This is a genomic window from Dactylosporangium sp. NPDC051087 (assembly GCF_055586325.1).
Genome location: NZ_JBVJIJ010000034.1, coordinates 1 through 25,620 on the forward strand (window position 1 = coordinate 1; position 25,620 = coordinate 25,620).

The 25,620-nt window shown below is 72.9% G+C and carries 21 protein-coding genes; 17 read left to right on the forward strand and 4 right to left on the reverse strand.

The window, feature by feature from the left end:
• Positions 1-4,589, reverse strand: a 4,589-nt coding sequence (locus ACZ6TV_RS45180) for a beta-ketoacyl synthase N-terminal-like domain-containing protein (protein ID WP_465305978.1), incomplete at its 3' end; no start/stop codon positions are given.
• A gap of 206 nt (positions 4,590-4,795) precedes the next feature.
• Here ACZ6TV_RS45180 and ACZ6TV_RS45185 point away from each other — a divergent pair.
• The 4 genes from ACZ6TV_RS45185 to ACZ6TV_RS45200 are packed head-to-tail and all read left to right on the forward strand — an operon-like array spanning position 4,796 to position 9,723.
• Positions 4,796-5,830: a 3-oxoacyl-[acyl-carrier-protein] synthase III C-terminal domain-containing protein gene (locus tag ACZ6TV_RS45185; protein WP_465305980.1), complete on the forward strand. Its 1,035-nt coding sequence runs from the start codon at positions 4,796-4,798 to the stop codon at positions 5,828-5,830.
• Positions 5,831-5,861: 31 nt separating this feature from the next.
• Entirely contained in the window at positions 5,862-6,674 is an 813-nt protein-coding gene (locus tag ACZ6TV_RS45190; protein ID WP_465305982.1) for a 2-oxo acid dehydrogenase subunit E2, read from the forward strand.
• A gap of 26 nt (positions 6,675-6,700) precedes the next feature.
• Positions 6,701-8,203 carry an FAD-dependent monooxygenase gene (locus ACZ6TV_RS45195; protein WP_465305984.1) on the forward strand — a complete coding sequence of 501 codons (1,503 nt, stop codon included), beginning with the start codon at positions 6,701-6,703 and terminating at the stop codon, positions 8,201-8,203.
• Complete coding sequence (locus tag ACZ6TV_RS45200) at positions 8,200-9,723, forward strand: MFS transporter (RefSeq protein WP_465305986.1); 1,524 nt, start codon at positions 8,200-8,202, stop codon at positions 9,721-9,723. Before ACZ6TV_RS45195 ends, ACZ6TV_RS45200 begins: the two co-directional genes overlap by 4 nt.
• A 535-nt stretch (positions 9,724-10,258) precedes the next feature.
• On the opposite strand, the gene ACZ6TV_RS45205 is transcribed toward ACZ6TV_RS45200, so the two are convergent.
• Positions 10,259-10,813 (reverse strand): TetR family transcriptional regulator, encoded by a 555-nt coding sequence (locus ACZ6TV_RS45205; protein ID WP_465305988.1) that lies wholly within the window; start codon positions 10,811-10,813, stop codon positions 10,259-10,261.
• 192 nt (positions 10,814-11,005) lie between these two features.
• Between ACZ6TV_RS45205 and ACZ6TV_RS45210 the strand changes: the two genes are divergently transcribed.
• A complete protein-coding gene (locus ACZ6TV_RS45210; protein WP_465305990.1) occupies positions 11,006-11,440 on the forward strand; it encodes a nuclear transport factor 2 family protein in 435 nt (144 codons plus the stop codon).
• Between the two features lie 56 nt (positions 11,441-11,496).
• On the opposite strand, the gene ACZ6TV_RS45215 is transcribed toward ACZ6TV_RS45210, so the two are convergent.
• The gene (locus ACZ6TV_RS45215) at positions 11,497-12,528 is read right to left on the reverse strand and encodes a methyltransferase (RefSeq protein WP_465305992.1); all 1,032 of its coding nucleotides are present in this window, start codon (positions 12,526-12,528) and stop codon (positions 11,497-11,499) included.
• 363 nt (positions 12,529-12,891) lie between these two features.
• Here ACZ6TV_RS45215 and ACZ6TV_RS45220 point away from each other — a divergent pair, with 363 nt between their 5' ends.
• The 11 genes from ACZ6TV_RS45220 to ACZ6TV_RS45270 all read left to right on the forward strand — a co-directional run bounded on the left by ACZ6TV_RS45220 (position 12,892) and on the right by ACZ6TV_RS45270 (position 23,426).
• Entirely contained in the window at positions 12,892-13,665 is a 774-nt protein-coding gene (locus tag ACZ6TV_RS45220) for a thioesterase II family protein (protein ID WP_465305994.1), read from the forward strand.
• Positions 13,662-14,432 (forward strand): AfsR/SARP family transcriptional regulator, encoded by a 771-nt coding sequence (locus ACZ6TV_RS45225; protein WP_465305996.1) that lies wholly within the window; start codon positions 13,662-13,664, stop codon positions 14,430-14,432. Before ACZ6TV_RS45220 ends, ACZ6TV_RS45225 begins: the two co-directional genes overlap by 4 nt.
• Before the next feature lie 98 nt (positions 14,433-14,530).
• On the forward strand, positions 14,531-16,447 hold the full coding sequence (locus ACZ6TV_RS45230; RefSeq protein WP_465305998.1) for an HAD-IIIC family phosphatase: 1,917 nt from the start codon (positions 14,531-14,533) through the stop codon (positions 16,445-16,447).
• Positions 16,444-16,671 (forward strand): acyl carrier protein, encoded by a 228-nt coding sequence (locus ACZ6TV_RS45235; RefSeq protein WP_465306000.1) that lies wholly within the window; start codon positions 16,444-16,446, stop codon positions 16,669-16,671. The genes ACZ6TV_RS45230 and ACZ6TV_RS45235 overlap by 4 nt, the downstream gene beginning before the upstream one ends.
• A complete protein-coding gene (locus ACZ6TV_RS45240; protein ID WP_465306002.1) occupies positions 16,668-17,840 on the forward strand; it encodes an NAD(P)/FAD-dependent oxidoreductase in 1,173 nt (390 codons plus the stop codon). Before ACZ6TV_RS45235 ends, ACZ6TV_RS45240 begins: the two co-directional genes overlap by 4 nt.
• A gap of 88 nt (positions 17,841-17,928) precedes the next feature.
• Positions 17,929-18,705, forward strand: a complete 777-nt coding sequence (locus ACZ6TV_RS45245) for an MEDS domain-containing protein (RefSeq protein WP_465306004.1) — start codon at positions 17,929-17,931, stop codon at positions 18,703-18,705.
• Positions 18,702-19,661 (forward strand): anti-sigma factor RsbA family regulatory protein, encoded by a 960-nt coding sequence (locus ACZ6TV_RS45250; RefSeq protein ID WP_465306006.1) that lies wholly within the window; start codon positions 18,702-18,704, stop codon positions 19,659-19,661. Before ACZ6TV_RS45245 ends, ACZ6TV_RS45250 begins: the two co-directional genes overlap by 4 nt.
• Before the next feature lie 126 nt (positions 19,662-19,787).
• Positions 19,788-20,345, forward strand: a complete 558-nt coding sequence (locus ACZ6TV_RS45255; RefSeq protein ID WP_465306008.1) for a carboxymuconolactone decarboxylase family protein — start codon at positions 19,788-19,790, stop codon at positions 20,343-20,345.
• 48 nt (positions 20,346-20,393) lie between these two features.
• A complete protein-coding gene (locus ACZ6TV_RS45260) occupies positions 20,394-21,545 on the forward strand; it encodes a M20 family metallopeptidase (protein WP_465306010.1) in 1,152 nt (383 codons plus the stop codon).
• A gap of 11 nt (positions 21,546-21,556) precedes the next feature.
• A complete protein-coding gene (locus tag ACZ6TV_RS45265; RefSeq protein ID WP_465306012.1) occupies positions 21,557-22,684 on the forward strand; it encodes a carboxylate-amine ligase in 1,128 nt (375 codons plus the stop codon).
• 142 nt (positions 22,685-22,826) lie between these two features.
• Entirely contained in the window at positions 22,827-23,426 is a 600-nt protein-coding gene (locus ACZ6TV_RS45270; RefSeq protein WP_465306198.1) for a nitroreductase family protein, read from the forward strand.
• On the opposite strand, the gene ACZ6TV_RS45275 is transcribed toward ACZ6TV_RS45270, so the two are convergent.
• Positions 23,410-24,954 (reverse strand): NAD(P)-binding domain-containing protein, encoded by a 1,545-nt coding sequence (locus ACZ6TV_RS45275; protein WP_465306014.1) that lies wholly within the window; start codon positions 24,952-24,954, stop codon positions 23,410-23,412. The genes ACZ6TV_RS45270 and ACZ6TV_RS45275 overlap by 17 nt on opposite strands.
• Before the next feature lie 127 nt (positions 24,955-25,081).
• On the opposite strand from ACZ6TV_RS45275, the gene ACZ6TV_RS45280 reads away from it, so the two are divergent.
• Positions 25,082-25,528 (forward strand): hypothetical protein, encoded by a 447-nt coding sequence (locus tag ACZ6TV_RS45280; RefSeq protein WP_465306016.1) that lies wholly within the window; start codon positions 25,082-25,084, stop codon positions 25,526-25,528.
• Positions 25,529-25,620 lie beyond the last annotated feature (92 nt).

A 25,620-nucleotide genomic window follows, 5' to 3' on the forward strand; every position in this document is an offset into this window, starting at 1 on the left:
AGGTTGGGTGCGGTTTTGTTGGTGGTGATGGCGGTGAGTGCGGTGGTGAGGTCGCGGGTGGTGGTGCCGATGATCACGGCCCGGTGATCGAAGTGACTGCGGGTCGTGGACAGGGCATGCGCCACATCGGCGGGCCGCAGATCGGGCCGCTCGGCCAGATGCGCCTGCAACGCTTCGGCTTGGGCGCGCAACGCGGACGGGGTGCGCGCGGAGATCGGCCACGCGACGAGCGGTGACTCGTCCGCCGGCACCGGCACCGGCACCGGCACCGGGGCCGGTGCGGGCGGTTCTTCGAGGATGACGTGCGCGTTGGTGCCCGAGATGCCGAACGCCGAGACCCCGGCCCGGCGGGGACGGCCGTTGGGCCAGGGGAGCGGGGCGTTGAGGAGCTGGATGCTGCCGTCCCACTGGATGTGCGGTGACGGCTCGTCCGCGTGCAGCGTCCGCGGCAGCGTCGCGTGCCGCATCGCCTCGATCATCTTGATGACGCCGGCCAGCCCGGCCGCGGCCTGGGTGTGACCGATGTTCGACTTGATGGAGCCGAGATACAGCGGCCGTTCCACGGGCCGGTCCTGGCCGTACGTGGCGAGCAGCGCCTGGGCCTCGATCGGGTCGCCCAGCGTCGTGCCGGTGCCGTGCGCCTCGACCGCGTCGACGTCCGCGGCGTCGAGCCCGGCGTTGGCGAGCGCCTGCCGGATGACCCGCTGCTGCGACAGACCATTCGGCGCCGTCAGGCCGTTGCTGGCACCGTCGTTGTTGATCGCCGAACCACGAACGACCGCGAGGATCGGGTGGCCGTTGCGTTCGGCGTCGGAGAGCCGCTCCAGCAGCAGCATCCCGGCGCCCTCCGCCCAGCCGGTCCCGTCCGCACCGGCACCGAACGGCTTGCACCGCCCGTCCGGCGCCAGTCCCCGCTGGCGGCTGAACTCCACGAACATGCCCGGCAACGCCATCACCGCGGCGGCGCCGGCGAGGACCAGGTCGCACTCGCCGCCGCGCAGCGCCTGGCACGCCTGGTGCAGCGCCACCAGCGACGACGAGCACGCCGTGTCCACCGTCACCGCCGGCCCTTCCAGGCCCAGCGTGTACGCCACCCGGCCCGACGCCACGCTCGGCGACTGCCCGGTGAGCAGGTACCCCTCGTGACCGTTCGCCCGCTCGTGCAGCCGGGGACCGTAGTCCTGCGCGGAGACGCCGACGAACACGCCGGTACGGCTGCCGCGCAGGCTCGCCGGGTCGATCCGGCCCCGCTCGATCGCCTCCCACGCCGTCTCCAGCAACAGCCGCTGCTGCGGGTCCATCGCCGCCGCCTCACGCGGGCTGATCCCGAAGAACTGCGGGTCGAACTGGTCGGCGTCGTACAGGAAGCCGCCCCGCCGGGTGGTCGACGTGCCGGCGTCGGCGCCGTCCGGGCCGTACAGGCGGTCCAGGTCCCAGCCGCGGTCGGACGGGAACTCCCCGGTCGCGTCGACCCCGTCGGCGACGAGCTGCCACAACCGCTGCGACGACGTCGCGCCGCCCGGGTACCGGCAGGCCATGCCCACCACCACGATCGGGTCCCCGGACACGGCGGCGGTGGTCGCCGGAGCGTCCGTGTCCGGCACCTCACCGGCCAGTTCGTCGCGCAGGTGACGGGCGAGCGCGCCCGGCGTCGGATGGTTGAAGATCACCGTGTTCGGCAGCCGCAGGCCGGTGGTGGCGGCGAGGCGGTCACGCAGCTCGACGACGGTCGCCGAGTCGAAGCCGAGGTCCTTGAACGGCAGGTTCATGTCGACGTCGGCCGGCGTATCGTGGCCGAGGACGATGGCGGAGCTGGCACGGACCAGGTCGAACATCGCGTGGTCCTGGCCGGCGAGACCCCGGGCCCGCGGCGCGGCGGGCGCTTCGGCGACCTCCGGCTCGGACTCCGGTGTGGGCTCCAGTGCCGGCGCGTCGGTGGGGGGCGTGAGGTCGAACCAGAACCGCCGGCGCTGGAAGGCGTACGTCGGCAGCTCGACGCGCCGGGGTGTGGACCCGCCGTCCCGTGTCCACCGCACCTGGCCGCCCTGCACCCGGTACTGGGCGAACGACACCTGGAACTGCCGCAGGTCCCCGTGGTCGCGCCGGAGCGTGCCGACGACGAGGGAGTCCGGGACGTCCGCCGCCTCCAGCGTCTCGCCGACGGCTCCCGTCAGCACCGGGTGCGGGCTGCACTCGACGAACGCCCGGTGCCCGGCCGCCGCCGCGGCGCGGACCGCGGCGTCCAGCTCGACCGTCTGGCGCAGGTTGCGGTACCAGTAGCCGGCGGTCAGCTCGGCGGGGTCGAGGAGGCCGCCGGTGACGGTCGAGTAGTACGCGAGCTCGCCGCGGCGCGGCCGGATGCCGCCGAGCGCCCGGAGCAGGCCTTCACGGATCGGCTCCACCTGCGGCGAGTGCGACGCGTAGTCGACGGGGATCGTGCGGACCCGGACGCCGTCCGCCTCGTAGCCGGCCAGCAGCTCCTGCAGCGCCCGCGGGTCACCCGAGACGACCGTGGTGGCCGGCCCGTTCACCGCCGCGACGTTGAGCCGGTCGGCGTACCCGGCGAGGCGGGCCCGGACCAGATCCGCGGGCGCGGCGATCGACGCCATGCCGCCCGTGCCGGCCAGCGCGGTGATCGCCTGGCTGCGCAGCGCGACGACGGCCGCCGCGTCGGCCAGCGACAGCGCACCGGCCAGGTGGGCGGCGGCGATCTCACCCTGGGAGTGGCCGATGACCGCGGCGGGACGGATCCCCTGCGCCTCCCAGAGCCGGGCGAGCGCGACCATCACCGCGAACAGCAGCGGCTGGACCACGTCCACCCGCTCCAGCGGCGGCGCGTCGGGGCTGCCCCGCAGCACGTCGATCGGTGACCAGTCCACGTGCTCGGCGAGCGCCGCGGCGCATTCCCGCAGCCGCTCGGCGAAGACCGGCGACGTGTCCAGCAGCCCGAGCCCCATGCCGGCCCACTGGGAGCCCTGCCCGGGGAACACCAGCACCGTGCCGCCGACCGGGCGCGCCACGCCCCGCACGACGTTCGCCGCCTGTTCGTCGCGCTCCAGCGCACCGAGCCCGGCGGCGATCTCGGCGGCGTCCCCGCCGAGCACCACGGCCCGGTGGTCGAAGGCCGTGCGGGTCGTGGCGAGCGAGAAGGCGACGTCCGGCACGGTGCGGCCGGTGTTCGTCCCGGCGTACGCGCGCAGCCGCGCCGCCTGCCCGCGCAGGCCGTCATGGCCACGGCCGGACACCTGCCATCCGGCCATGACCGGGTGATCCGGGCCGGCGTCCGCCTGCGGTGCCTCGTCGTTCGGTGGCTCGTCGTTCGGCGCCTCCGCGACGACCAGGTGGCAGTTGGTGCCGCCCATGCCGAACGAGCTGACCCCGGCCACCAGGCGCCGCGCCTCGTCCGGCCACGGCGCGGACAAGCGCTGCACGCTCAGGTTGAGCTCGTCGAACGCGATCCCGGGGTTCGGCGTCTCGAAGTTCAGGCTGGCCGGCAGCAGCCGGTGCTTGATGCTCAGCACGACCTTCAGCAGCCCGGCGATGCCCGCCGCGCCCTCGAGGTGACCGATGTTGGTCTTCGCGGATCCGACCGGCAGCGGGCGCCCGGCCGGCCTGGCCGCGCCGAGCGTGGCGCCGAGCGCGCCCGCCTCGATGGGATCGCCGACCTTGGTGCCGGTGCCGTGCAGCTCCACGTACTGCACGTCGCGGGGTTCGACGGCGGCCGCCTGGTTCGCCAGCCGGATGACGTCGCGCTGCGCCTCGGCGCTCGGCACGGTCAGCCCGGTGGTGGCGCCGTCGTTGTTGACCGCGCCGCCGAGGATGACGCCGTGGATCCGGTCGCCCTCGGCGCGCGCCCGGGCCACGGTCTTGAGCACCACCACGCCGCCGCCCTCGCCGCGCACGTAGCCGTTGGCGCGCGCGTCGAAGGTGAAGCAGCGGGCGTCGGGCGACAGCGCCCCGAACCGTTCGATGGTCGCGGTGCTCTGCGGGTCGAGCATCAGGCTGACGCCGCCCGCGATCGCCACCGCGGACTCGCCCTCGCGCAGGCTCGTGCAGGCGAGGTGGACGGCCAGCAGCGACGACGACTGCGCCGAGTCCACGGTCAGGCTCGGGCCGCGCAGGCCCAGCGCGTAGGACACCCGGTTGGCGATGATGCCCCGGTTCAGGCCGGTCAGCAGGTGCGGGGAGATCCGGCCGCCGCCCCGGCCGGCGAAGAGCGTCGCGTAGTCGGTCGCGATGTTGCCGGCGAACACGCCGGTCCGGGTCTCGGCGAGGACCGGCGGCAGGATGCCAGCGTCCTCGAGCGCCTCCCAGCACAGCTCCAGGAACAGGCGCTGCTGCGGGTCCATCGAGGTGGCCTCGCGCGGCGAGATGCCGAAGAACGCCGCGTCGAACCCGTCGACGGCCTCGAGGAAGGCGCCGCGGCCGAAGCCGGGGCGGTCCGCCGGGGCGTCGGTGACGGCGTGCCGCTCCTCGCGGAGCAGCCGCCAGTAGGCCGCAGTGTCCGGAGCGCCCGGCAGCCGGCACGACATGCCGACGATCGCGATCGCGTTGTCCGAGGTGGCAGGTCCCGCTAGCTCTTCAGTCATCGATCCCACTCGCAGAGTGACAGGGAAGGTCCGGCTCGTCGACCGTGAGCGCCCGGCCTGAAGAGCCCCTAAACCCGGCCTTGCGGATCGTCACGGCGACAGGACGCTGGGCGACCTTTAGCGGTGCTTTGGGTGGGCGGCCGAGGGTGGTGCCGCGGCGCCGGACCGGCGGTACCGGCGCGCCGAGCATCGGGAGGTACTGCGGGGTGGAGGCGCGGGACGTACGCCTGGCATCGGCCGGCACGGCACTGCCCGGCGAGGCCGTCGACAACGTTCTGCTCACCAAGAGCCTGGGCATGTCGCCGGTCTTCCAGGAATGGATCGACACGTTCGTCGGCACGCGGAGCCGGTACCTCGCCATCGACCTCGGCACCGGGGACGTCAGCTGCTCGGTCGCCGACCTCGGGGTGCGGGCGGCCGGCCGGGCGCTGGCCGCCGCCGGGATCGACGCCGCCGGGATCGACCTGGTCGTCATGGCGACGTCCATGCCGGACCGGCTGCTGCCCGCCACCGCCGAGGAGATCGCGGACCGGCTCGGTGTCGGCCCGGTCCCGGTCCACCAGCTGCAGTCCGGCTGCACCGGGGCCGTGCAGGCGCTCGACCTGGCGCACCAGGCGCTGCTCGCCGGCACGGCCCGCACGGCGTTGGTGATCGGCGGCGACGTCTGCGCCAAGCACGTCGATCTGCGGCTGGACTACAGCCGGCTGCCGCCGGCGGAGATGGTGAACGCGGTCCTGTTCGGCGACGGCGCCGGCGCGGTGGTGCTGGGCGACGGCGCCGACTTCCCCGACGCCCCGGTGCTGCGCCGCGTCCTGCTCGAGCTCACCGGGCTGGACCGGGCCCCAGCGCAGATCGTCGAATGGTTCGGGCCGGCGGACAGCGACCCGGCGACACCTTCGGTGTGGGAGGACTTCAAAGCGGTCCAGGAGTCGGTCCCGGTCATCGCCGCGGAGATCCTCGCCGAGCTGCTGCGCGACCTGCGATGGACCCCGGCGGACATCGACTACCTGCTGCCGCCCCAGCTGTCGGGCCGGATGACCGAGGACATCGTCAGCCGGCTCGGGGTCCCCGCCGCGGTCGAGATCAGCTGCGTCGCCGACACCGGCAACACCGCCAACGCCCTGCCCTTCACCCAGCTCCAGATGGTCCTTCCCGAGCTGGTCAGCGGCGACCGGGTGGTCGCCATCTCGGTCGAGTCCAGCAAGTGGATCAGGGCCGGGTTCGTCCTGGAGAAGCCATGACGGGCCCGGGCCCCAGCGGAGGTGACGCGTCATGACCAGGATCACGCCGGTGCCGCGCGAGCGTCGGCACACCCTGCACTTCCTCAGGTACGCCCGCGGGCACTCCCCGGTCTTCCTCGACACCGAGGTCGACATGTCCGCCGTCCGGCGGCACCGGGAACAGGCCCGGGCGCGCGAGCGGCCGCCGTCGTGGGTGACCTACATCCTGCACGCCGCGGGCCGGGTGCTCGCCGCCCACCCGGAGGCGAACGCCGCGATCTGCGGCCGGCTGCGCCCGCGGCTCGTGCGGTACGACACCGTGCACGCGAAGCTGGCCTTCGACAAGGAGCTCAACGGCGTCCGGGTGGTGCTGACCGGACTCATCCCGGACGTGCACACCGCCACGCTGCACGACATCCAGCAGCGCATCGACGGCGTGCGCGACGGCGACCCGGCGCAGGTGCCCGAGTTCGGCGGGGCGCGCCTGATGCACCGCCTCCCGCCGGCCCTGGGCAGTGCGATGTTCCGATCCGTGGCGCACTCGCCGCGGCAGCGGCTGGGTGTCCTGGGCACCCTGGCCGTGACGTCGCTGGGGCACCGGCCGGTGGACGGCTTCTACTCCAACGGGGGCACCACGGTCACGCTGGGCGTCGGCCGGGTCGCCGACCGGCCCGTGGTCCGGGACGGGGCGCTCGTGATCGCGCCGACGATGCGGCTCAGCATGGCCTTCGACCACCGTGTCATCGACGGGGCGGCGGCCGCCGACCTCATGGGCGACCTGGTCGGCGCGCTGGAGGGCTTCCCCGCCGAGCCGCCCGCCGCCGCGGCTGAGTCGGTCGGCGCGGCGCACGGGACGCACCGGTGACCCGGCACCCTGACCAAGGAGGAGACATGACCCCTGTCGTGATCGCGGGCGCCGGCCCCACCGGGCTGATGCTCGCGTGCGAGCTGCGGATCGCCGGCGTGCCGGCCGTCGTGCTCGAGCGGCTCCCCGAGCCGACCGGCCAGTCCCGGGCGCTCGCCCTGCACGCGCGGTCGGCGGAGGTGCTCGACCAGCGCGGCCTGCTCGGCCCGTTCCTCACCGAAGGCGTCGTCTGGCCCAACGGGCACTACGCGGGCCTGCCGCTGGACATGAACCGGCTCGACGGCCGGCACCGGTACACGCTGCACGCCCCGCAGTCCCGGGTCGAGGCGCTGCTGGAGAAGGCCGCCGTGGAGCTCGGCGCGCAGATCCGCCGCGGGCACGAGGTGGCCGGGCTGACGCAGGACGACGACGGGGTCGAGGTGACGGTCCGCGCCGACGGCGGCGAGTACCGGCTGCCCGCCGCCTACCTGGTCGGCTGCGACGGCGGGCACAGCGTCGTGCGTAAGCTGGCCGGCATCGGCTTCCCCGGCACGCCCTCCGCCCTGTGGGGCGTCCTCGCCGACGTCGACGCCTTCGACGCGCCGTTCGCCATCCGCGAGGCGATCATCACGCCCCAGGGATGGTTCTCGGTCATCCCGCTCAGCGACCGGCTGACCCGGCTGATGTTCATCCGGGAGGAGCCGCCCGAGGGCGACGTCGAGCACCTGACCGCAGAGGACCTGCGCGTCATGGTCCGGGACATCTCCGGCATGGACGTCAAGGTCGGCGAACCGCACTGGTCGTCGAAGTTCGGCGACGCGACCCGGCTCGCCGACCGGTACCGCGAAGGCCGCGTGTTCCTCGCCGGGGACGCCGCGCACATCCACTTCCCGCTCGCCGCGCAGGGGATGAACACCGGCATCCAGGACGCCGCCAACCTCGGCTGGAAGCTCGCCGCCACCGTCAACGGCTGGGCCCCGCCCGGACTGCTGGACACGTACCACGCCGAGCGGCACCCGGTCGGCGAGTTCGTCTGCACCAACGTCCGCGCGCAGATCACGCTCACCTTCCCGCACGACCGGATGGCACCGGCACGTGCGCTGCTGTCCCGGCTGCTCGAGTTCGACGACGTCCACGACTACCTCGCCGGGCGGATGTCCGGCACCGACGTGCGGTACCCGGTGGCCGGCGCGCAGGACGACCCGTGGCTCGGGCGGCGGCTGCCGGACGCGGAGCTGGCGACCGCCGGGGGCGCGACCACGGTGCTGGGCACGCTGCGCTCCGGGCGCGGCGTCCTGCTCGACCTGTCCCCGGACGCCGACCTCGCGGCCGTCCGCGGCTGGACCGACCGGGTCGACGTCGTGCACGCCGACCCCGTCGCCGGGCTGCCGCCCGCCGCGGTGCTGCTGCGGCCGGACGGTCACGTGGTGTGGCACGGCGGGACCGGCGACGCCGCGCTGGTCGACGCGCTGCGCACCTGGTTCGGGTCGGCGGCCGAACCGGCGGCCGGACGGTCCGGCAGCGCCGCGGGAGTGGCGGGGGCCGCGTGAGCCGGCTCGCCGGCCCGGCGCCGTCGCCGGCGGCCACCCGACCGCCCGGCGGTGCGGACCTGCGGCGCTGGGTGGCGGTCGCCGTCGTGTCCGTCTGCGTGCTCGTGCCGTTCATGGACATCACGATGATCGGAATCGACCTCACCAAGATCACCCGGGAGCTGTCGCTCAGCTGGGTGGGCGCGCAATGGGCCGTCGGCGGCTATCTGCTCGTCTGCGGCGTCTGCATGCTCGTCGTGCCGGCGGTCGGCGGTCGCTGGGGGTACCGGCGGACCCTCGCCGCCGGGTTCACGCTCTTCGGTATGGGCGCGGTCGTCGCCGCATGGGCGCCCGGGGCCGCGGTCTTCATCGCCGCCCGGATCGCCATGGGCGTCGGCGCCGCCGTGGTGCTTCCGGCCTGGGTGAGCATCATCTCGGCGATGTTCCCGGCGGAGTCACGCAAGCGCGCCTTCGCGGCCGGCGCGGCGTTCGTGTCGGCGACCACACCCTTCGGCCCGATCGTCGGCGGCGCGCTGCTGGACCGCGCCTGGTACGGCTCGCTGTTCGTCCTGGACGCCGTGATCGTGGCGGTGGTGGTGCCGTTCGTGCTCTGGCTCACCCCGCAGACCCCCGCCGGTGGCGGCCGCCGCCCCGACCTGATCGGAATCGGTCTGGCGGCGTGCGCCGCGACGGCGCTGTTCACCGCGTTCGCCGGCGCCCGCCCCGGCTGGCAGCTCGTGGCGTGCCTGGCCGTCATGGCCGTGGCGCTCGGCGCTTTCGTCCAGCGGCAACGCACCGCGACCGATCCGCTGGTCGACCTCGTGGTGCTCCGCCGGCCCAGGTTCATCTGGTCGCAGCTCACCATCTCGTCGGTCAACTTCGCCTGGACCGGACTGCTCTTCCTGCTGCCCGTGTACCTCCAGGTGGTGCGCGGCGCGGGCGCGCTCACGGTGGCGCTGCTGCTGGTGCCGCTGGCCGCGATGGCCAGTGTCGCGTCCCTGGTGAACGAGCGGGTGACCGGCCGGCTGGGCGTGCGCTGGACGGTGATCTGCGGCCTGCTGGTGTTCGCCGTGGGACTCACGCTGTTCTCACTGGTCGTGGACCGTCCTGGGTACACGCTGTTCGTGGCGGCACTCGCCCTGGTGGGCCTGGGCGCCGGACTGCCGCAGGCACCCGCACTGGTCGCGGCGCTCGGCGCGCTGCCGGAGCGCTCCGCGGCGAACGGCCCCGGCATCGTCAACGCACTGCGCCACATCGGCGGCGCGCTGGGCGTGGCGATCGGCGGCCTCGCCGTCGCCACGATCCTCACCGGCGGTCTCACCGGCTCCGGCGACGCGGCGGCGCACGCCTCGGTCGTCGATCTGGCCGCGGGTGCGGCGGGTTCCCGGGCGGCCGCCTCCGCTGTCTTCACGGACGGCATCGTCACCGCGCTGCGCGGCGGCGCCGTGCTGCTGGCCGCGCTCGCCGTGCTCGCGATGCTCCTGCCCGAACGCCCGGACCGTCGCGACGACCCGACCCCGGCGGCGGCCCCGGACCGGTGACCCCCGCGCCGCTCTCAGCCGCATGACCGGTTGCTGCGACCGCGGATCGGCGAATGGGCGTCACCAACTTGCGAGACCGGGTGCTGCGGCACTGGGGTCGGCAAAGAGCGCCAGGAGGCGGGAGAGCGGGTCCATTACCGGGCGCGAGGCCTCGGGGTGGTGACCGGGGTGCTGCGGCGGTGGGCCGTCAGGGCGGCGTCAGGACTCGGGAAGGCCGGATGTTGCGGCGGCGAGGTCGAATGCCGGGTGCGGGACCGCAGTGGCGACCGGGCGCTGCGGCCGTAGGACCCGGCAGGGTCGGCGACCTCCCGGCAGCCGGGCGTAGCCGGGCTCGACGAGGGCGCGAGACCATTTGCTGCGGCCCCGCGCTCGATGACCGGGCGGCGCACGTGACCGATCGGGTGGTCCGGCCACGGTCGGGCCGGTGAGGGCGTCGCGGTCGCATGCGGGTCCGGGCAAGGGCTGCGGCGTCGCTGGATGACAGGCGTCGCGATGCCGGGTCGCGGCCGGCGTCAGCGAGCCGCGACGACCGGCGTCAGGGCTCCAGGCAGCGCAGCGCGGCGGTGAGGAACTCCTCCTTGGCCGCCGGCGAGAGCGTCCCGTCCCCGGCCTGCACCGCCCAAAACGTGCCCTGCTTGGCCACCGCGAACGCCGCCCACGCCCGGGCCCGGCCCGACTCGGTGGTGTCGCCGTCGGCCAGCGACCGGATGAACGTCTGGACGTGGCCCTCGACGTCATACAGCCGGCGCAGCACCGCGTTGATGGACGGATCGTTGATCAGCAGCGCGTTGACCGTGTGGGTCTCCACCGTCAGGTCGATCAGCGCGCCGAGCAGCTCCTTGGCGCTCACCCGCTCGCTCTCGCAACGCTGGGCCAGTGCCGCATACGCCGAGACGGGCTCGGTGACGAGCGCCTCGAGGATCTCGTCCTTGGACTTGAAGTGGTAATACAGCGCGGCCTTGCTGGTGCCCAGCACGCGCGCGATGTCCGCGATCGACGTCCCGGCGAACCCGTGTGCCGCGAACAGTTGCTGCGCGAGCACCAGGATCCGCGCCCGGGTCCGCACGCCGTCCCGCTCAGCCGCAGCCAAAAAGATCACCCCTCTGACGTCCAGAATACGCTACTTGACGGCCGGTCGGTAATCGCATCGCCGCGAGCCGGCGGCAAGGCACCGGCCAGGGGTGACCTCTTCATGCTGATTTGCGGAAATGTGTCCGGTCGGCCGGGTTTTCGGTGATCGTGGAACCGGTCAACGGACGCTGAAGCATGAGGGGGCAAGCAGATGATGACCGTTACGTCGCGTGAGATCGTGGACCAGATGCTGCGCGCGGGTCGCCAGCTGGACGCCGAGACGTTCGTGGAGCTGATGGCTCCCGACGGCTACATCGAGTGGCCGTTCCACCCGCCGGGGACGCCGGGACGGGTGCAGGGCCGGGAGGACATCCGCCGGTTCCTGACGGCGACGGCCCAGCCGTTCGTCAGGTTCGACGAATACCGCAACCTCGTCGTGCACGAGACCGCCGACCCGGAGGTGGTCATCGCCGAGTACGAGGCGCACGGCGCGGTCGTCGCCACGGGCGAGCCGTTCGAGCAGACCGTCATCGCCGTGTTCCGGGTCCGGGACGGCCAGATCCAGTCGTACCGCGACTATCTCAACCCGCTGCCCGTGGCGGAGGCGCTCGCCGCGGCGGCCGCCGCCGATCGCGGCGACGCGTAGGAGCGCCGTGCTCCGTGCCGACCGGCGGGCGCCGGCCGGCACACGCGCCCGGCCGGTCAGCGCTTGTGGCCGGTCACCAGGGTCTCCGTCTCGGCGAGCGCGTGCACGGCGGTGTCCGTGAACCCGCCGGCCGTCAGGTACCGCTGGCAGTCCGACGCCCGGTAGTCGCTGCCGCCGCCGTCGCTGATCACGTACAGGTGGAGGCTCTCGATCAGTCGCGGCAGCACCTCCCGCTGCTCGTCGACCATGCGCTCGATCACGAGGATCGTGCCGCCGGGGTTCAGCGCCGCGTACGCCTTGGCGACCAGCTCGTACCGGGTCTGCGGCGCGAAGTTGTGCAGGATGTGGCCGAAGATGAAGACGTCGGCGGGCGGGAACTCGTCGGCGAAGAAGTTGCCGGGGTGGAACTCGACCCGGTCCTCCAGCCCGGCGGCGGCGATCTGCTCGAGCGCGAACGGTCGCACCTGCGGCAGGTCGAACACGCTGCCGCGCAGGTGCGGGTGCGCCGAGACGATCGTCGTGAGGTGCCGGCCGTCGGCGCCGCCGAGGTCCACCACCGACTTGTATCCGCTCCAGTCGACCGCCTCGACCAGCGCGGGGCCGGTGAGCTTGTTGACCTCTTTCATCATCTCCAGCAGGTGGCGCGCCTGGGCCGGGTCGTCGAGGATCGCGCTGAAGTTCTCGCGGGCGTTGCCGTCCGTGGACCGGGCCTCGTCGGTGCGGGTCAGCAGCCCGGCGAGGTTCTCCCAGGCGGCATAGAGGGACTTGTTGTAGTACTTGAGCATGCCGCCCATGTAGTCCGGGGCGCCGGGCACCAGGTAGCGGGCCGCGGCCGGGCTGTTGGCGAACTCCTCGTCGCCGGTCTTGTGCAGCACGCCCAGCACCGCCAGGACGTTCAGGAAGTCCGGCGCGGCCTGCTCCCGCACGCCGAGCTTCGCGCAGATCTCATCGGTCGTCATCGGACCGGTCTTGAGCAGGTCGAACAGGCCGAGCTCGTCGGCGGCCAGCAGGCACCGCGCCTCGGCGAACCTGTTGGCGATCGACAGGAACTCGGACAAGTCATCGAGCGGCGCGACGGTTGACGTCATCGTTCGGACCTCCATTAGGGCTTGGCCCGCCTTGGTCCCTGGCGGCGGATCGGCTTTCCCGCCACCCTGGCCGGGTGGGCTAAGGTCTGGCTAACTCCGGGCCGTAGGTGGCCGCCTATGGGAGATAGGGGTGGGGTTGCCTCCCCCTCCGCACATCCGCGAGGCGCCTAGGGGTTTCCGGTCACCCCTGCGCTACTTAGCGTTGATTCAGTGCGGATGACCGCTGAGCCGCCGTCATCGGCCGCACGGCGATGCTTGGTGTGAGACGGGTCCACCGCCGGCCAGTCGCCGGAGTGGCACCCGCCGGACTCGACTGCGGGCACCAGGCGCGGTTCTCGAGACGGGGAGACGATGTCGCGCGACATGGCTGCGAAGAGCCAGTGGATTCAGCACTTTCACGGGGCCGCCGGGGGTGGGGCACGCCTCATCTGCTTTCCGTATGCCGGCGGTTCGGCAACCTACTACTTTCCGCTCTCGGCGTCCCTGGCGCCCGGCGTCGAGGTCCTGGCGGTGCAGTACCCGGGCCGGCAGGAGCGGCGCCGGGAACGACGGATCGACAACGTGCCCGAGCTCGCGGCTGGGGTGGCCGACGCGCTGCTGGAGCACGACGACCGGCCGTTCGCGTTCTTCGGCCACAGCATGGGCGCCGTCGTGGCGTTCGAGACGGCGCGGCGCCTCCAGGCCGCCGGGCGCCGCACCCCGGTGCACCTGTTCGCCTCGGGCCGCCGCGCGCCGTCCTGCCGCCGCTCGGACCGGATCCATCAGCGCGATGACGCGGGCATCGTCGCGGAGCTGCTGCGGCTGGGAGCGACCAGTCCGCAGCTGCTGCAGGACGAGGAGATCCGGGCGTCGATCGTGGCCACCGTCCGGGCGGACTACCGGGCGATCGAGACCTACGCGGCCGATCCCGGTGCGACGGTCCGGTGCCCGGTGACGGTCCTGGTCGGTGACGCCGATCCGCAGACCACCCTCGCCGAGGCGGCAGCATGGCGTGATCACTGTGAGGGTCCGTTCGACATCAAGGTCTTTCCGGGTGGCCATTTCTACCTGAACACCGTCCGGGCCGAGGTCATCGACACGATCCGCGGCACCTTGTCCGAGATGTCAGTTCGGCTCCACGGACAGGAGGTCGTATGAGGTACGAGATTCTCGGCCGTCTGAGGGTCAGCGACGGGCCGCGCGCCGCCACCATCGGCGCGCAGAAGGTCGAGACGCTGTTCGCCGTCCTGCTGAGCCGGCCGAACCAGATCATCTCCGCCAGCCAGCTGATGGACGAGATCTGGGGCGAGCAGATACCCGGACGGGCCGCCGCCGGCATTCACGTGTACACGTCGCAGGTCCGTAAGTTCCTGACCCGCTTCCGGGGTGCCGAGGCGCCGATCGTCACGATCTCCCCGGGATACGTCTTCGACCCTCAGGACGACGAGCTGGACTACCAGCTCTTCGAGCGGCTGACGCGGCTCGGCAGCAAGCACGCCAGGGAGAAGCGGCACCGGCAGGCGATCGCCCACTTCGAGGAGGCGCTCGCGCTGTGGCGGGGACCGGTGCTGATCGGTCTCGGTCTCGGCCCCATCCTCAGCGGCTTCGCGGTGCGGCTGACGGAGTCCCGCATGGAGTGCACGGAGGCGCTGATCGAGTCCAGCCTCACGCTGGGCAGGCATCGCGAGGTGATCGGGCGCCTGTACTCCCTGACCGTGGAGAACCCGCTCCGGGAGGCCTTCTACCGCCAGCTCATGCTCGCCCTGTACCGCTCGGACCGGCAGGCCGACGCGCTGAAGGTCTACCAGACGGCGCGCCTGACCCTCAAGGAGGAGCTGGGACTGGAGCCCTGCCGGGCCCTGCAGGACCTGCAACGCGCGATCCTGTCGGCCGACTACCAGAACGGCCGGTTCCGGGCCAGCTGAGACGGGCCTGCTGAGACAGGCCGGCTGAGACGGGCCGATTAGCCGCCCTTTAGCCCGACCGCTGAGGATCGACGCAGGTCGGTCCAGCGAGGAGTGAGATGGACGTCTTCGAGGATCGGGCCCGCGCGGGCGAGCAGTCGCCGGGCGGCGGCTCGGCGGAGCTGCTGCGGCTGCACCGGGCCGGGCGGCTCGCCGCCGAGTACCCACGGGTCAAGGGTCTGCTCGCGGACCTGCCGGGAGCGGAGCTGGCGCGGGCCGGGCAGCTGCTGGCGCGGCTCGCCCCGCAGGACGTGCTGCGTGAGCACCCCGGCACGGCGAGCATGACGGTGGCGATCACCGGGCACGGGACGCTGTCGGCGCTGCGCCCGGTGCTGACCGCCGAGCTGGCCCGGCACGGGCTGCTGAGCCAGCCGGTCCTGGCCGACTTCGACGGCTACGTCTTCGACCTCGGCGACCCGGACAGCGCGCTGTACGCGGCCGATCCCGATCTCGTGCTCTGCGTGCTGGACCCGATGATCGTCTTCGACGAGGTGCCGGTGCCCTGGCGGGCGGCGGACGTCGGGCGGGTCCTGGACGAGAAGGTACGGCTCGTCGAGCAGCTGGCGGCGAAGTTCGCGGCGCGGGGGCGGGGGACCCTCGTGCTCAACACCATGCCGTCCCTGCGGCGCTTCACGATGCAGCTGGTCGACCACCGGTCCCGGGCCCGGCTCGGCGTGCTGTGGCGGGAGGCCAACGTCCGGCTGCTGCGGCTCACCGAGGAGTTCCCGTCGGTCGTCACGGTGGACCTCGATCCGCTGCTCGCCGGTGACGTCGCCGCCAGCGAGATCCAGATGTCCGTGTACGCCAAGGCGCACCTGTCGTCCGGGCTGCTGGCCGCGTACGCCCGTGAGGTGGGCCATCTCGCCCGCAACATCGCCGGGCTGACCAAGAAGGTGCTGGTGCTCGACCTGGACGGCACGGTGTGGGGAGGCGTGCTCGGCGAGGACGGCGTGGCTGGCATCGAGGTGGCCGACAGCTACCGGGGCGAGGCGTTCCACGAGTTCCAGCGGGTGGTCAAGCAGATCGGCGCGCAGGGCGTGCTCGTGGCCGCGGTGAGCAAGAACGACATCGAGCCGGTCGACGAGGCGCTGCGCGAGCACCCGCGGATGCTCCTGCGCCAGGACGACTTCGTGCACGTGATCGCCAACTGGCGGCCGAAGCACGAGAACCTGGCCGCCCTCGCGGGCACGCTGAACCTGGGCGTCGACAGCTTCGTGTTCGCCGACGACAGCGCCTACGAGTGCGGCCTGGTGCGTTACGCGCTGCCGGGCGTACGGGTCCTCGCGCTCGACGACGAGCCGACCGGGCACGTCACCCGGCTGCTGGAGGACGGCTGGTTCGACGTGCGCGAGCTGACCGACGAGGACACGGTGCGTCCCGCCCGGTACCGCGAGGACGTGGCCCGCAAGAGCTTCCTCGACACGTTCGACTCGATCGAGGACTACCTGCGGGAGCTGGACGTCCGGGTCCGGTTCGCCCCGGCCACCGGGGCGGAGGCGGCCCGCGTCTCGCAGATCACGCTGCGGACGAACCAGTTCAACCTGACCACGCAGCGCCTGCAGACGCCCGACGTGCACGACCGTCTCGGCGCCGCGGACTCGCCGGTCCTGGCGATCCACGCCGGCGACCGCTTCGGCGACAACGGCCTGGTCGGTGCGGTGTTCCTCCGCCGGACCGGCGGCGGCCTGCACATCGACAACTTCCTGCTGAGCTGCCGCGCGTTCTCCCGCGGCATCGAGCAGGCCTGCCTGACGGCGCTGCTGCACCACGCGCGGGCCACCGGCGCGGACGCGGTGTCCGGCACGTACCGGGCGACCGCGAAGAACGGCATGGTGCGGGACTTCTACCCGCGCAACGGCTTCCGGAAGGTGGGCGACGACGGGGCGACGACGACCTTCCGCCACGATCTGGCGGGGATCGCCGCGCCGCCCGAATCGGTGACCCTCATCAATGAGCTAGGAGCGGACGCGTCATGAACACGATCGACGACTTCCTGCTGCTCGTCGAGACCGAGCTCGGTCTGCGGGTGACGTCGCAGGAGGCGGCGGGCGGCTTCGACCAGCTCGCCGGCTGGGACTCGATGCACCTGCTGACGCTGATCGCGGCGGTCGAGCGCAGCAGCGGCCGGCAGATGTCGCTGGCGCGGGTGCTCGAGGCGGCGAACCTGGAGGAGATCTACCTGCTCGCCGTCCGGCGGTGAGCGCGGGCGGCGCCATGGACCGCGTCGTCGTGGTCGGCGCGTCGGCCGCGGGCCTGGCCGCCGTGGAGACCCTGCGCCGTGAGGGTTTCGCCGGCACGCTCACCCTCGTCGGCGAGGAGCCGCATCCGCCGTACGACCGGCCGCCGCTGTCCAAGCAGGTCCTGGCCTCGGCCTGGGAGCCGGAGCGGCTGCGCCTGCGGACCGAGGCGCAGGTCGCCGCCCTCGGCCTCGACGTCCGCCTCGGGGTCGGCGCCACCGGGCTCGACGTCGCCGCCCGGTCGGTGCGGCTGGCCGACGGTGGGCGGGTCGCGTACGACGGGCTGATCGTGGCGACGGGCGTGCGCCCCCGCCGCCTGCCGGGCACGGCGGCACACGTGCTGCGGACCGTGCAGGACGCGGTCGCCCTGCGCGCACGGCTCGGCCCGGGCCGCCGGCTCGCGGTGGTCGGCGCGGGCTTCCTCGGCGCCGAGGCGGCCGCCGTGGCCCGCGGCCTCGGCTGCGAGGTGGTCCTGCTCGAACCCGCGCCGGTGCCGCTGTCCCACGCGGTCGGTGAGACGGTCGGCCGGGTCCTGTCCGAGGCCCACCGCGAGCACGGCGTGGACCTGCGCACCGGCGTCACGGTCGCCGAGACCGCCGAGGGCGGGCTGCGCCTGGCCGGCGGCGGCCAGGTCGAGGCCGACGAGGTCCTGGTCGCGGTCGGGTCGCTGCCCAACACCGAGTGGCTGGCCGGCAGCGGCCTGGAGGTGGCCGACGGGCTGCTCTGCGACCAGTACAGCGCGGCCGCCCCCAGGGTGTACGGCGCCGGAGACGTCGCCCGCTGGCACAACCCGCGCTTCGGCGTGACGATGCGCATCGAGCACCGCACGAACGCCGCCGAGCAGGGCATGGCCGCGGCCCACAACCTGCTGCGCCCGTCCGCCCGCAGACCTTTCGCGCCGGTGCCGTACTTCTGGTCCGAGCAGTACGACATGAAGATCCACGCGTACGGCTATCTGCGCGGCCACGACACCGTCGAGATCGTCGAAGGTGACCTGCGCCGGCGGCGTTTCCTTGCCACGTACCGCAGCAACGGCAAGCTGGTCGGCGTCCTGGCCGTCGGCATGCCGCCCACCGCTGTGCGCCCCTGGCGCCAGGCCGTCGCCGCCGGGTCGGAGGTCCGCGTCTCCTGACCGCTACCGTGTCACCGGCAAACGGCACCCGGCAAAGTCTGTCGGCGTCGATAGGTGTGTCCGCGCGGAGGGAGTTACGCTCGTCCCTGTGACCACCGCGGCCGCCGATCAGCACATCTGCTGGACGTATGACGATCCGGGGCAGCTGCGTGCCTACGCGCTGGCGCACCTCGGCGCCGGGCTGGCGGCGGGGGAGCGGGCCTGGTTCATCGGCGTCGGTGACCCCGGCTGGCTGCCCGACGGCGCGCAGTTCGTGTCGCTCGAGTCCACCTACGCGGCGGGCACCGCCCTGGACCCGGTCGCGCAGGTCGCCGCCTACGCGGCCGCCACCGATGCCGCGCTCGCCGCCGGGCACACGGGCCTGCGCGTGTTCGCGGACTGCACCGCGCTGGTGCGCACCGACGCCGAGCTGGACGCGTTCGCGCGGTATGAGGCGCTGGTCGACCGCTTCATCTCCGTCGCGCCGATGCGGGCCGTGTGCGCGCTGCACCGGGCGGAGGCCGGCGAGCGGGCCGTCGGCGAGCTGGCCTGCCTGCACCCGGTCACGAACGCCACGGAGGCCCGGTTCACGCTGCGCGGCGACCCGCGCTCGCCCGCCGTCGCGCTGCTCAGCGGCGAGCTCGACGGCGCCGCCGACCGGCTGTTTCCCGGCGCGCTCGATCGGGTACAACCCCGACCTGAGCACGGAGAGATCGTGTTCGACGCGCACGGCCTGCGTTTCGTCGACCACCGGGGGCTGCTGCACCTGCAGCGGTACGCGGAGAAGCATGATGTGAGCGTGGTGCTGCGCACGCCGCTGACCACCGCGGCGCGGCTGGTCGAGCTGCTGCGGCTGACCAGGATCCGGATCGAGGCGGCGGGATGAGGACGGGAGCCGGGGCCGGTCACAGCGGATACCTGCACGAGGCGGTCTGCTACGACTCCGACGAACACCTGCTGGACACCGTGCTGCCGTTCCTGCTCGGCGGCGTCGAGGCCGGCGAGCCGACCCTGGTCTCGTTCGGCGAGCGCAACGCCACGCTGGTCCGTGACGCGCTTCCGGCCGGCAGCCCGGTGACGTTCCTGGCCGGCGGTGACGTCTACGCCCGCCCCGCGGGAGCCATCCGCTCCTACCGCAACCTGCTCGCCGAGCACGTCGCCGCCGGCGCCGAGCAGGTCCGGATCGTCGGTGAGCTGGGCGCCGAGCAGGTCGGCGACAGCTGGGACTGGTGGGCCCGCTACGAGTCGGGGATCAACCGCGCCTACGACGAGTTCCCCCTGTGGAGCATGTGCGCGTACGACACCCGGACCGTGCCCGCCGCGGTGATCGCCGACGTGTACCGGACCCACCCGAGGACCGCCCAGCCGCACGAGCGGTACACGACCAACGCGGACTACACCGACCCGGAGACGTTCCTGCTGCAGCACCGGCCGGAGGTCACCGACCCGCTGCAACGGCTCAGCCCGGCCGCCGACGTGCTCGACGCGCCGGCCGACGACGCCCGCCGGATCGTCCGCGCGGCCGGTGAGGGCCTCCTCGGCGAGGCGAAGCTGGACGATCTCACGCTCGCGGTCAGCGAGATCGTGGTGAACGCGTACCGGTACGGCCGGCCGCCCGTGCGCCTGCGGGTGTGGGCGGCCGACGGTCGTGTCGTCGTGACCGTCACCGACACCGGACCCGGCCCGGCGGACCCGTTCGTGGGGCTGCTGCCCGCGCCGAGCGAGCACTCGGCCGGCTACGGGCTGTGGATCACGCATCAGATCTGCGACCACGTGAGCCTGCAGCGCACGCCGGAGGGCTTCGCCGTCCGGATGACCGTCCTGCAGCGCCCGCCGGCGTAGCCGACATCGCGCGGCGCAACTCGGAAACTGCCATTCCCGCACCGCGCAAGAATGAAGAAGTCGGTTCTGCTGTGCGGATGGGATCGTGGCTGCGGCAACGAAAAGCCGCTCCCGAAAGGACGGACCATGGCGCACATCGATCTCAGGGTCGACGAGAAGCAGTTCCCCGGCATCACCGGACCGATGCGATTCCGCCCCGAGACAGCGAAACCGCTCAACGATCTCGCCGAGGTGCTGCTGCGCGCCCCGAACGCATTGCCCGCCGGTGAGCGGGAGTTGATCGCCGCCTATGTGTCCGGCCGCAATGACTGCAACTTCTGCTGTTCGTCGCATTCGGCGTTCGCCGCGGTGCAGCTGGAGGAGGGCTACGCACTCGTCGACCAGGTCCGCGCGGACCTCGACACCGCGCCGGTCTCGGCCAAACTGCGGGCGTTGCTGCGCATCGCCGGCGCGGTGCAGATCAGCGGCCGTGAGGTCACCACCGAACTGGTCGAGGCGGCCCGTGCCGAAGGCGCGACGGACGTGGAGATCCACGACACGGTGCTGATCGCGGCCGCGTTCTGCATGTTCAACCGGTACGTCGACGGCCTGGGCACCTTCGCGCCCGAGAGCCGCGACGCCTACACCGAGTCCGCGCGCCGCGTCGTCGAGGTCGGCTACGGGCACGCGATCCCGGACGCCTGAGCAACAGCAGAGGTGAGCACCGCCGCCGGTGTCCGCAATTGTCATGACATGGATCGCGGACACCGGCTGCTCGACGCCGCACAGCGGTTGCGGGCGGACATGCTCGACCGGCTGAGCACCCTCGTCGCGTGCGAGTCGGCGCCGGGCTCCCTGCCCCATCTCAGGTCCTGCGCCGGCCTGCTCGCCCGGTGGGGGTCGCAGGTCCTCGGCCGGCCCGCGCAGCGGGTCGTCGTCGACGGCCTGCCGCACCTGCTGTGGCCGGCCGAGGACCAGCAGGTGCTGCTGCTCGGCCACTTCGACACGGTCTTCCCGGTCGGCACGATCCGGTCCAGGCCGTTCGCCGTCCTGGGCGACATCGCGACGGGTCCCGGCGTGTGCGACATGAAGGCCGGCATCGTGCAGATGTTCGCCGCGCTGCGCCTCATCGAGGACACCTCCAGGGTCGGCGTGCTGCTCACCTGCGACGAGGAGACCGGCTCAGTCACGTCCCGGCCGCTGATCGAGCGCGAGGCGCGGCGCTCCGCGGCGGTCCTCGTCTGCGAGGCGGCGACCCCCGAAGGGGACGTGAAGGTGGCCAGGAAGGGCGGCTCCGTGTACAGCCTCGCCGTCCACGGCCGCGCCGCGCACGCCGGTGTCGAGCCGCACCGCGGTGTCAACGCCACGGTCGAGGTGGCCCACCAGATCCTCGCGCTGGGCGCGCTGGCCGGGACGGACAGCGCGGGCACCTCCGTCACCCCGACCCTGCTGTCCTCCGGCACCACCACCAACACGGTGCCCGACAGCGCGCGCCTGGCCGTGGACGTCCGGGCCTGGACGAGGAGCGAGCTCGAACGCGTCGACGACGCCATCCGCGCGCTGGTGCCGTTCCTGCCCGAGGCGACGCTCACCGTCGGCGGCGGGATCAACCGGTACCCGATGTCGGAGGAGCTCGCGCGGCCGCTGCTGGAGATCGCCCGCGCGACCGCCCAGGGGCTCGGCATCCCGGACTTCGGCGGCGCGTACGCCGCGGGCGCGTCCGACGGCAACTTCACCGCCGCGCTCGGCGTGCCGACCCTCGACGGGCTCGGCGCGGTCGGCGGTGGGACGCACGCGGCCGACGAGTACGTCTGCGTCGACCGCATGCCGGAACGCGCGGCGCTGCTGGCCGGTCTCGTCGACACGCTGTGCGGGCAAGGGCGTCCCATCGACGAGGTCCCGTAACGTGCGGGGGCATGACGAGCATTGCAAAGGTAGGCGTCGAGGAGGAGTTCCTCGTCGTGGACACCGGTGGCGAGGTCGCCGCGGAGGCGGCGACCGTGGTGGACCTCGCGAAGCCTGCGCTCGGCGCCCGCGTCGGCGGCGAGATCACCAAACTGCAGGTCGAAACCCGCACCGACCCGTGCCGTGACCTTCGGGTGCTCGGCGCGCAGCTCGCCGATGCCCGCGCCGCCGTGCAGTCCGCCGCCCTGTCGGCCGGGCTGCGGGTGATCGCGAGCGGTTCGCCGGTGCTCGGCCGGGCCGTGCCACCGCCGATCACCGAGGGGCCGCGCCAGGATCTCGGCAACGCGACCTTCCGCGGGCTGCACGACGAGCTCGCGATCTGCGCCGTCCACGTCCACGTGGAGGAGCCCGACCGGGACCGTGCCGTGCTGATCGGCAATCATCTGCGCCCGCACCTGCCGGTGCTGCTCGCCCTCACGGCCAACTCGCCCTACTGGGCCGAGCGCGACACCGGGTACGCGAGCTGGCGCGGCGTGACCTGGGGGCGCTGGCCGGTCGCCGGCCCGCCGCCGTTCCTGACCTCGGCGCGGCAATACGACGAGCACGTGGACCTGCTGCTCGACGCGGGCGCCCTGGTCGATCGCGGCACGATCTTCTGGGATCTGCGCCTGTCGGCGAGCCACCCGACGCTGGAGGTGCGGGTCGCGGACGTGCCCGTCACCGCCGAGGAGTCCACGGCGCTCGCCGCGCTGGTCAGGGCGCTGGTCACCGTCGCCGGGAAGGCCGTCGACGCCGGAGACGTGGGGCCGCGGCCGCTGCCGGAGCTGATGCGGCTCGCGTACTGGCGGGCCGCGCGCGACGGCATGGGCGGGCACGGCGTCGACGTCGCCACGGGACAGCTGCTGCCGGCCGCCGTCCTTGCCGGCCGGCTGGCCGCACTGGCCCGGCCGGCGCTGGAGGAGGCGGGCGACGCCGAGGTGGTCGCCGACTGGCTGGCGCGGCTCGCCGCGCACGGCGACGGGGCGACCCGGCAGCGGGCCGCGGCGGCGGTGCGCGGCCGGCTCAGCGACGTCGTCGACGAGCTCGCCGCCGGCACCGCGCCGGACGTGCTCGCCCGCGAAGTCAGCACGCCGGCGTAAGGCCGATCCTGGCGGACTCCGCGACGCTGGAGGGGCCGGTCGCCGCGGCGACCGGCCACCGAACAGGGGAGGCCGACAGGTGAGCGACACGGACCCGCTACCCACGGTCCCGGTCCGGCACGAGCGCAGGCTCCCGGCGGACATGGTGCGAGAGGCGGAGGCGTTCGCCGAGCGGATGGCGCAGCGGCGCTCCGTGCGTGACTTCGCCGCCGAACCCATCCCCGCCGGGGTGGTCGAGGCCGCGATCCGGGCCGCGTCGACCGCTCCCAGCGGGGCCAACATCCAGCCGTGGCGGTTCGTCGTCCTGAGCGACCCCGCGCGCAAACGCCGGCTGCGCGAGGCGGCGGAGGCCGAGGAGCGCACCTTCTACGACCGCCGTGCCTCGCAGGAGTGGCTGGGTGCGATCGCCGGGCTCGGCACCGACTGGCGCAAGCCGTTCCTGGAGACCGCACCCGCCGTCATCGTCGTGTTCGAGGTGCACCACGGGCCGCGCACGCCGAAGCCGTACTACGTCAAGGAGTCCGTCGGCATCGCGGTCGGCCTGCTGATCACCGCGCTGCATCACGCGGGTCTCGTCACGCTGACGCACACCCCCAGCCCGATGCGCTTCCTCAACGAGGTGTGCGAACGTCCGCCGGAGGAGCGGCCGTACGTGGTGATGCCCGTCGGCTATCCGGCGCGTGACGCCCGGGTCCCCGACCTTGCCCGCAAACCCCTCGACGAGGTCATGGTCCGCTGGTGAGGTCCCGTTCCAGGAACTCGGTCAGCGGCTGGACGTGCCGGTCGGGCCGGCGCCACTCGGCCAGCAGATCCTCCAGCAGGTGGAGCTCCTCCAGCAGGTGCTCGCCGCGGTACCGGCGGATCACCGGATGGATGAAGGCGCTCTCGCGGGCCCGGTCCGGCGTGGGATGCCGCTCGATCGCGAAGACGTCGCCGTAGTCGTCGCGCCCCCATCGCAGCGTGAGCGTGTACCAGTGCGTGGCGGCCGCGAACCGCTCCACGGCGTAGTCCTCCGGCAGGTCCTCGAAGTGGTGGAAGTCGCCGGTGGCGTCGTCGCGGACGAAGACGTCGCAGAGGTACTCGAACTGGGTCCACAGCGCCGAGCTCCAGTTGACCCGGTCGAGCATCAGCTCGGTCAGCGACACCGGGTCGGCCTGCGCGACCGTGAACGGCAGCGGCGTGCCCTCGTAGCGCTCCCGCAGCATCCGGGTGAACGTGCGCAGGTTGTACCGGAAGCCGTCGATGAACGGCGACGAGGCGTGTTTGACGTCGCGGGCCTGCCCGATGGTCCCGGCGAAGTACAGGCCGTCGACGTTGGTGGACTGCCAGTCGGGGCGCAGCCCCGGCATCCGCCCGTCCCTGATCAGCTCCGGCCGTGACGTGTCGTCGAAGATGCCGGTGTCCATCCGGAAACCGGTGCAGCGCAGGACCGTGTGGTAGTCGAGCACGGCGGTCTCGCCCTGGGCGTGCGTGTAGGTGATGTGCACCTCGAACCGCCCGTCGACGGGCCGGATCTCGTCGATCGTGCAGTCCAGCACCGAGTGCAGGGTCTTGAACTGGTAGCTGTCGAGGATCGCGCCGTACTGGCCGCGCACGTCCCCGGGGTGTTTGGTGTTCCACGCCAGGCGCAGCGGCTGCCGGCTGGCCAGGTGCACCATCGACGCCCGGCCGAGGATGGCCGACGCGGTCTCGAACGCGGAGTTGCCCTTGCCGATGATCAGGACCCGCTGGTCGTCGTACGCCTTCGGGTCGATCTCCATGTCCTCGTACCCGACGGCGTGCTCGATGCCCTTGATGTCCGGCACGAACGGATGCCCCCATCCGGCGGCGACGACCACGCACTCCGCGCGGACCTCACCCTGGTCGGTGCGCAGCAGGAAGCCGTCACCGGTCCGGGTGATCCGCTGCACGGTCGTGCCGTAGCGGACGTTGAGCGCGTGCACCCGCTGGAACTCGGCGAGGTAGCGCACCAGGTCGTCGGCGGCCGGCAGGTATTCGTCGCTGAACTTCGGGAACAGCAGCTCGGGATCGTCGTTGAGCAGCGTGTTCCAGTCCCAGCGCAGGCGGATTTCCGGATCGGTGCTGTCGGTGTGCACCTTGTTGAGCGAGATGAGCCGACGGTGCCGTGGAAACCGGCGGAAGAATCCGCCCGGCGAGTCCTCCCGCTCGAGGGTCAGATAATCGGCGCCGTGCTGCTGCAGGTAATAGCTCAGTTGGACACCGGCGGGTCCCGCCCCGACGATGACGTACCTGTGTTCGCTGTCGGCCATCCCGCGCCTTTCGACGTAGAGGAATTTATCGACACCATGGAATGGATGGCGACGCATGTCAATGTCCACCGAAGATCGATCGAGAGTGGGCCTTCCCACGGCCGCCCCCGGAACGCACACTGTGCCGGTGCGCAAGACCTGGATCTTCTGGACCGCGGTCGCCCTCGGTCTCGCCGTCGCCAACGGCTGGTTCCCCGGCTGCTCGACCAAGGTGACGGTCGAGCGGTGCACGGTCATGCTCGGCGACTGGACGCCCGACGAGGTGCACTGCTACGGGCGCTGGAAGACCGCCGGCTTCACCGTCACCGGCGAGATCTACGACGTCCCGTACCCCAACGGCTGGCGCACCGTCGACCGGCGACCCGAGGCGCCGATCGAGATGTTCCCCCCACCGGGTGAAGGCAGGTACTCCTACGTGTCCCTCCCGGCCAACGCGGCGGTCGACGCGCCCACCGTCTGGACCGTCCGGGGCCTCGCGCTGCTCGTCTACGGCGTCATCGCCCTCGTCCTGATCCGCCGCGTCCGCCGCCGCCGCGAACGCGACTCATCCGGCCTCGCGTCCACGGCCGGATGAGTCGGCTCGGCCGCTACTTGCCGGCGGGGCGCGTGTGCTCGGTGAAGGTCTTGAGGTCGGCGGTGACGTCGTAGAAGACCTTGGTGCCGTCC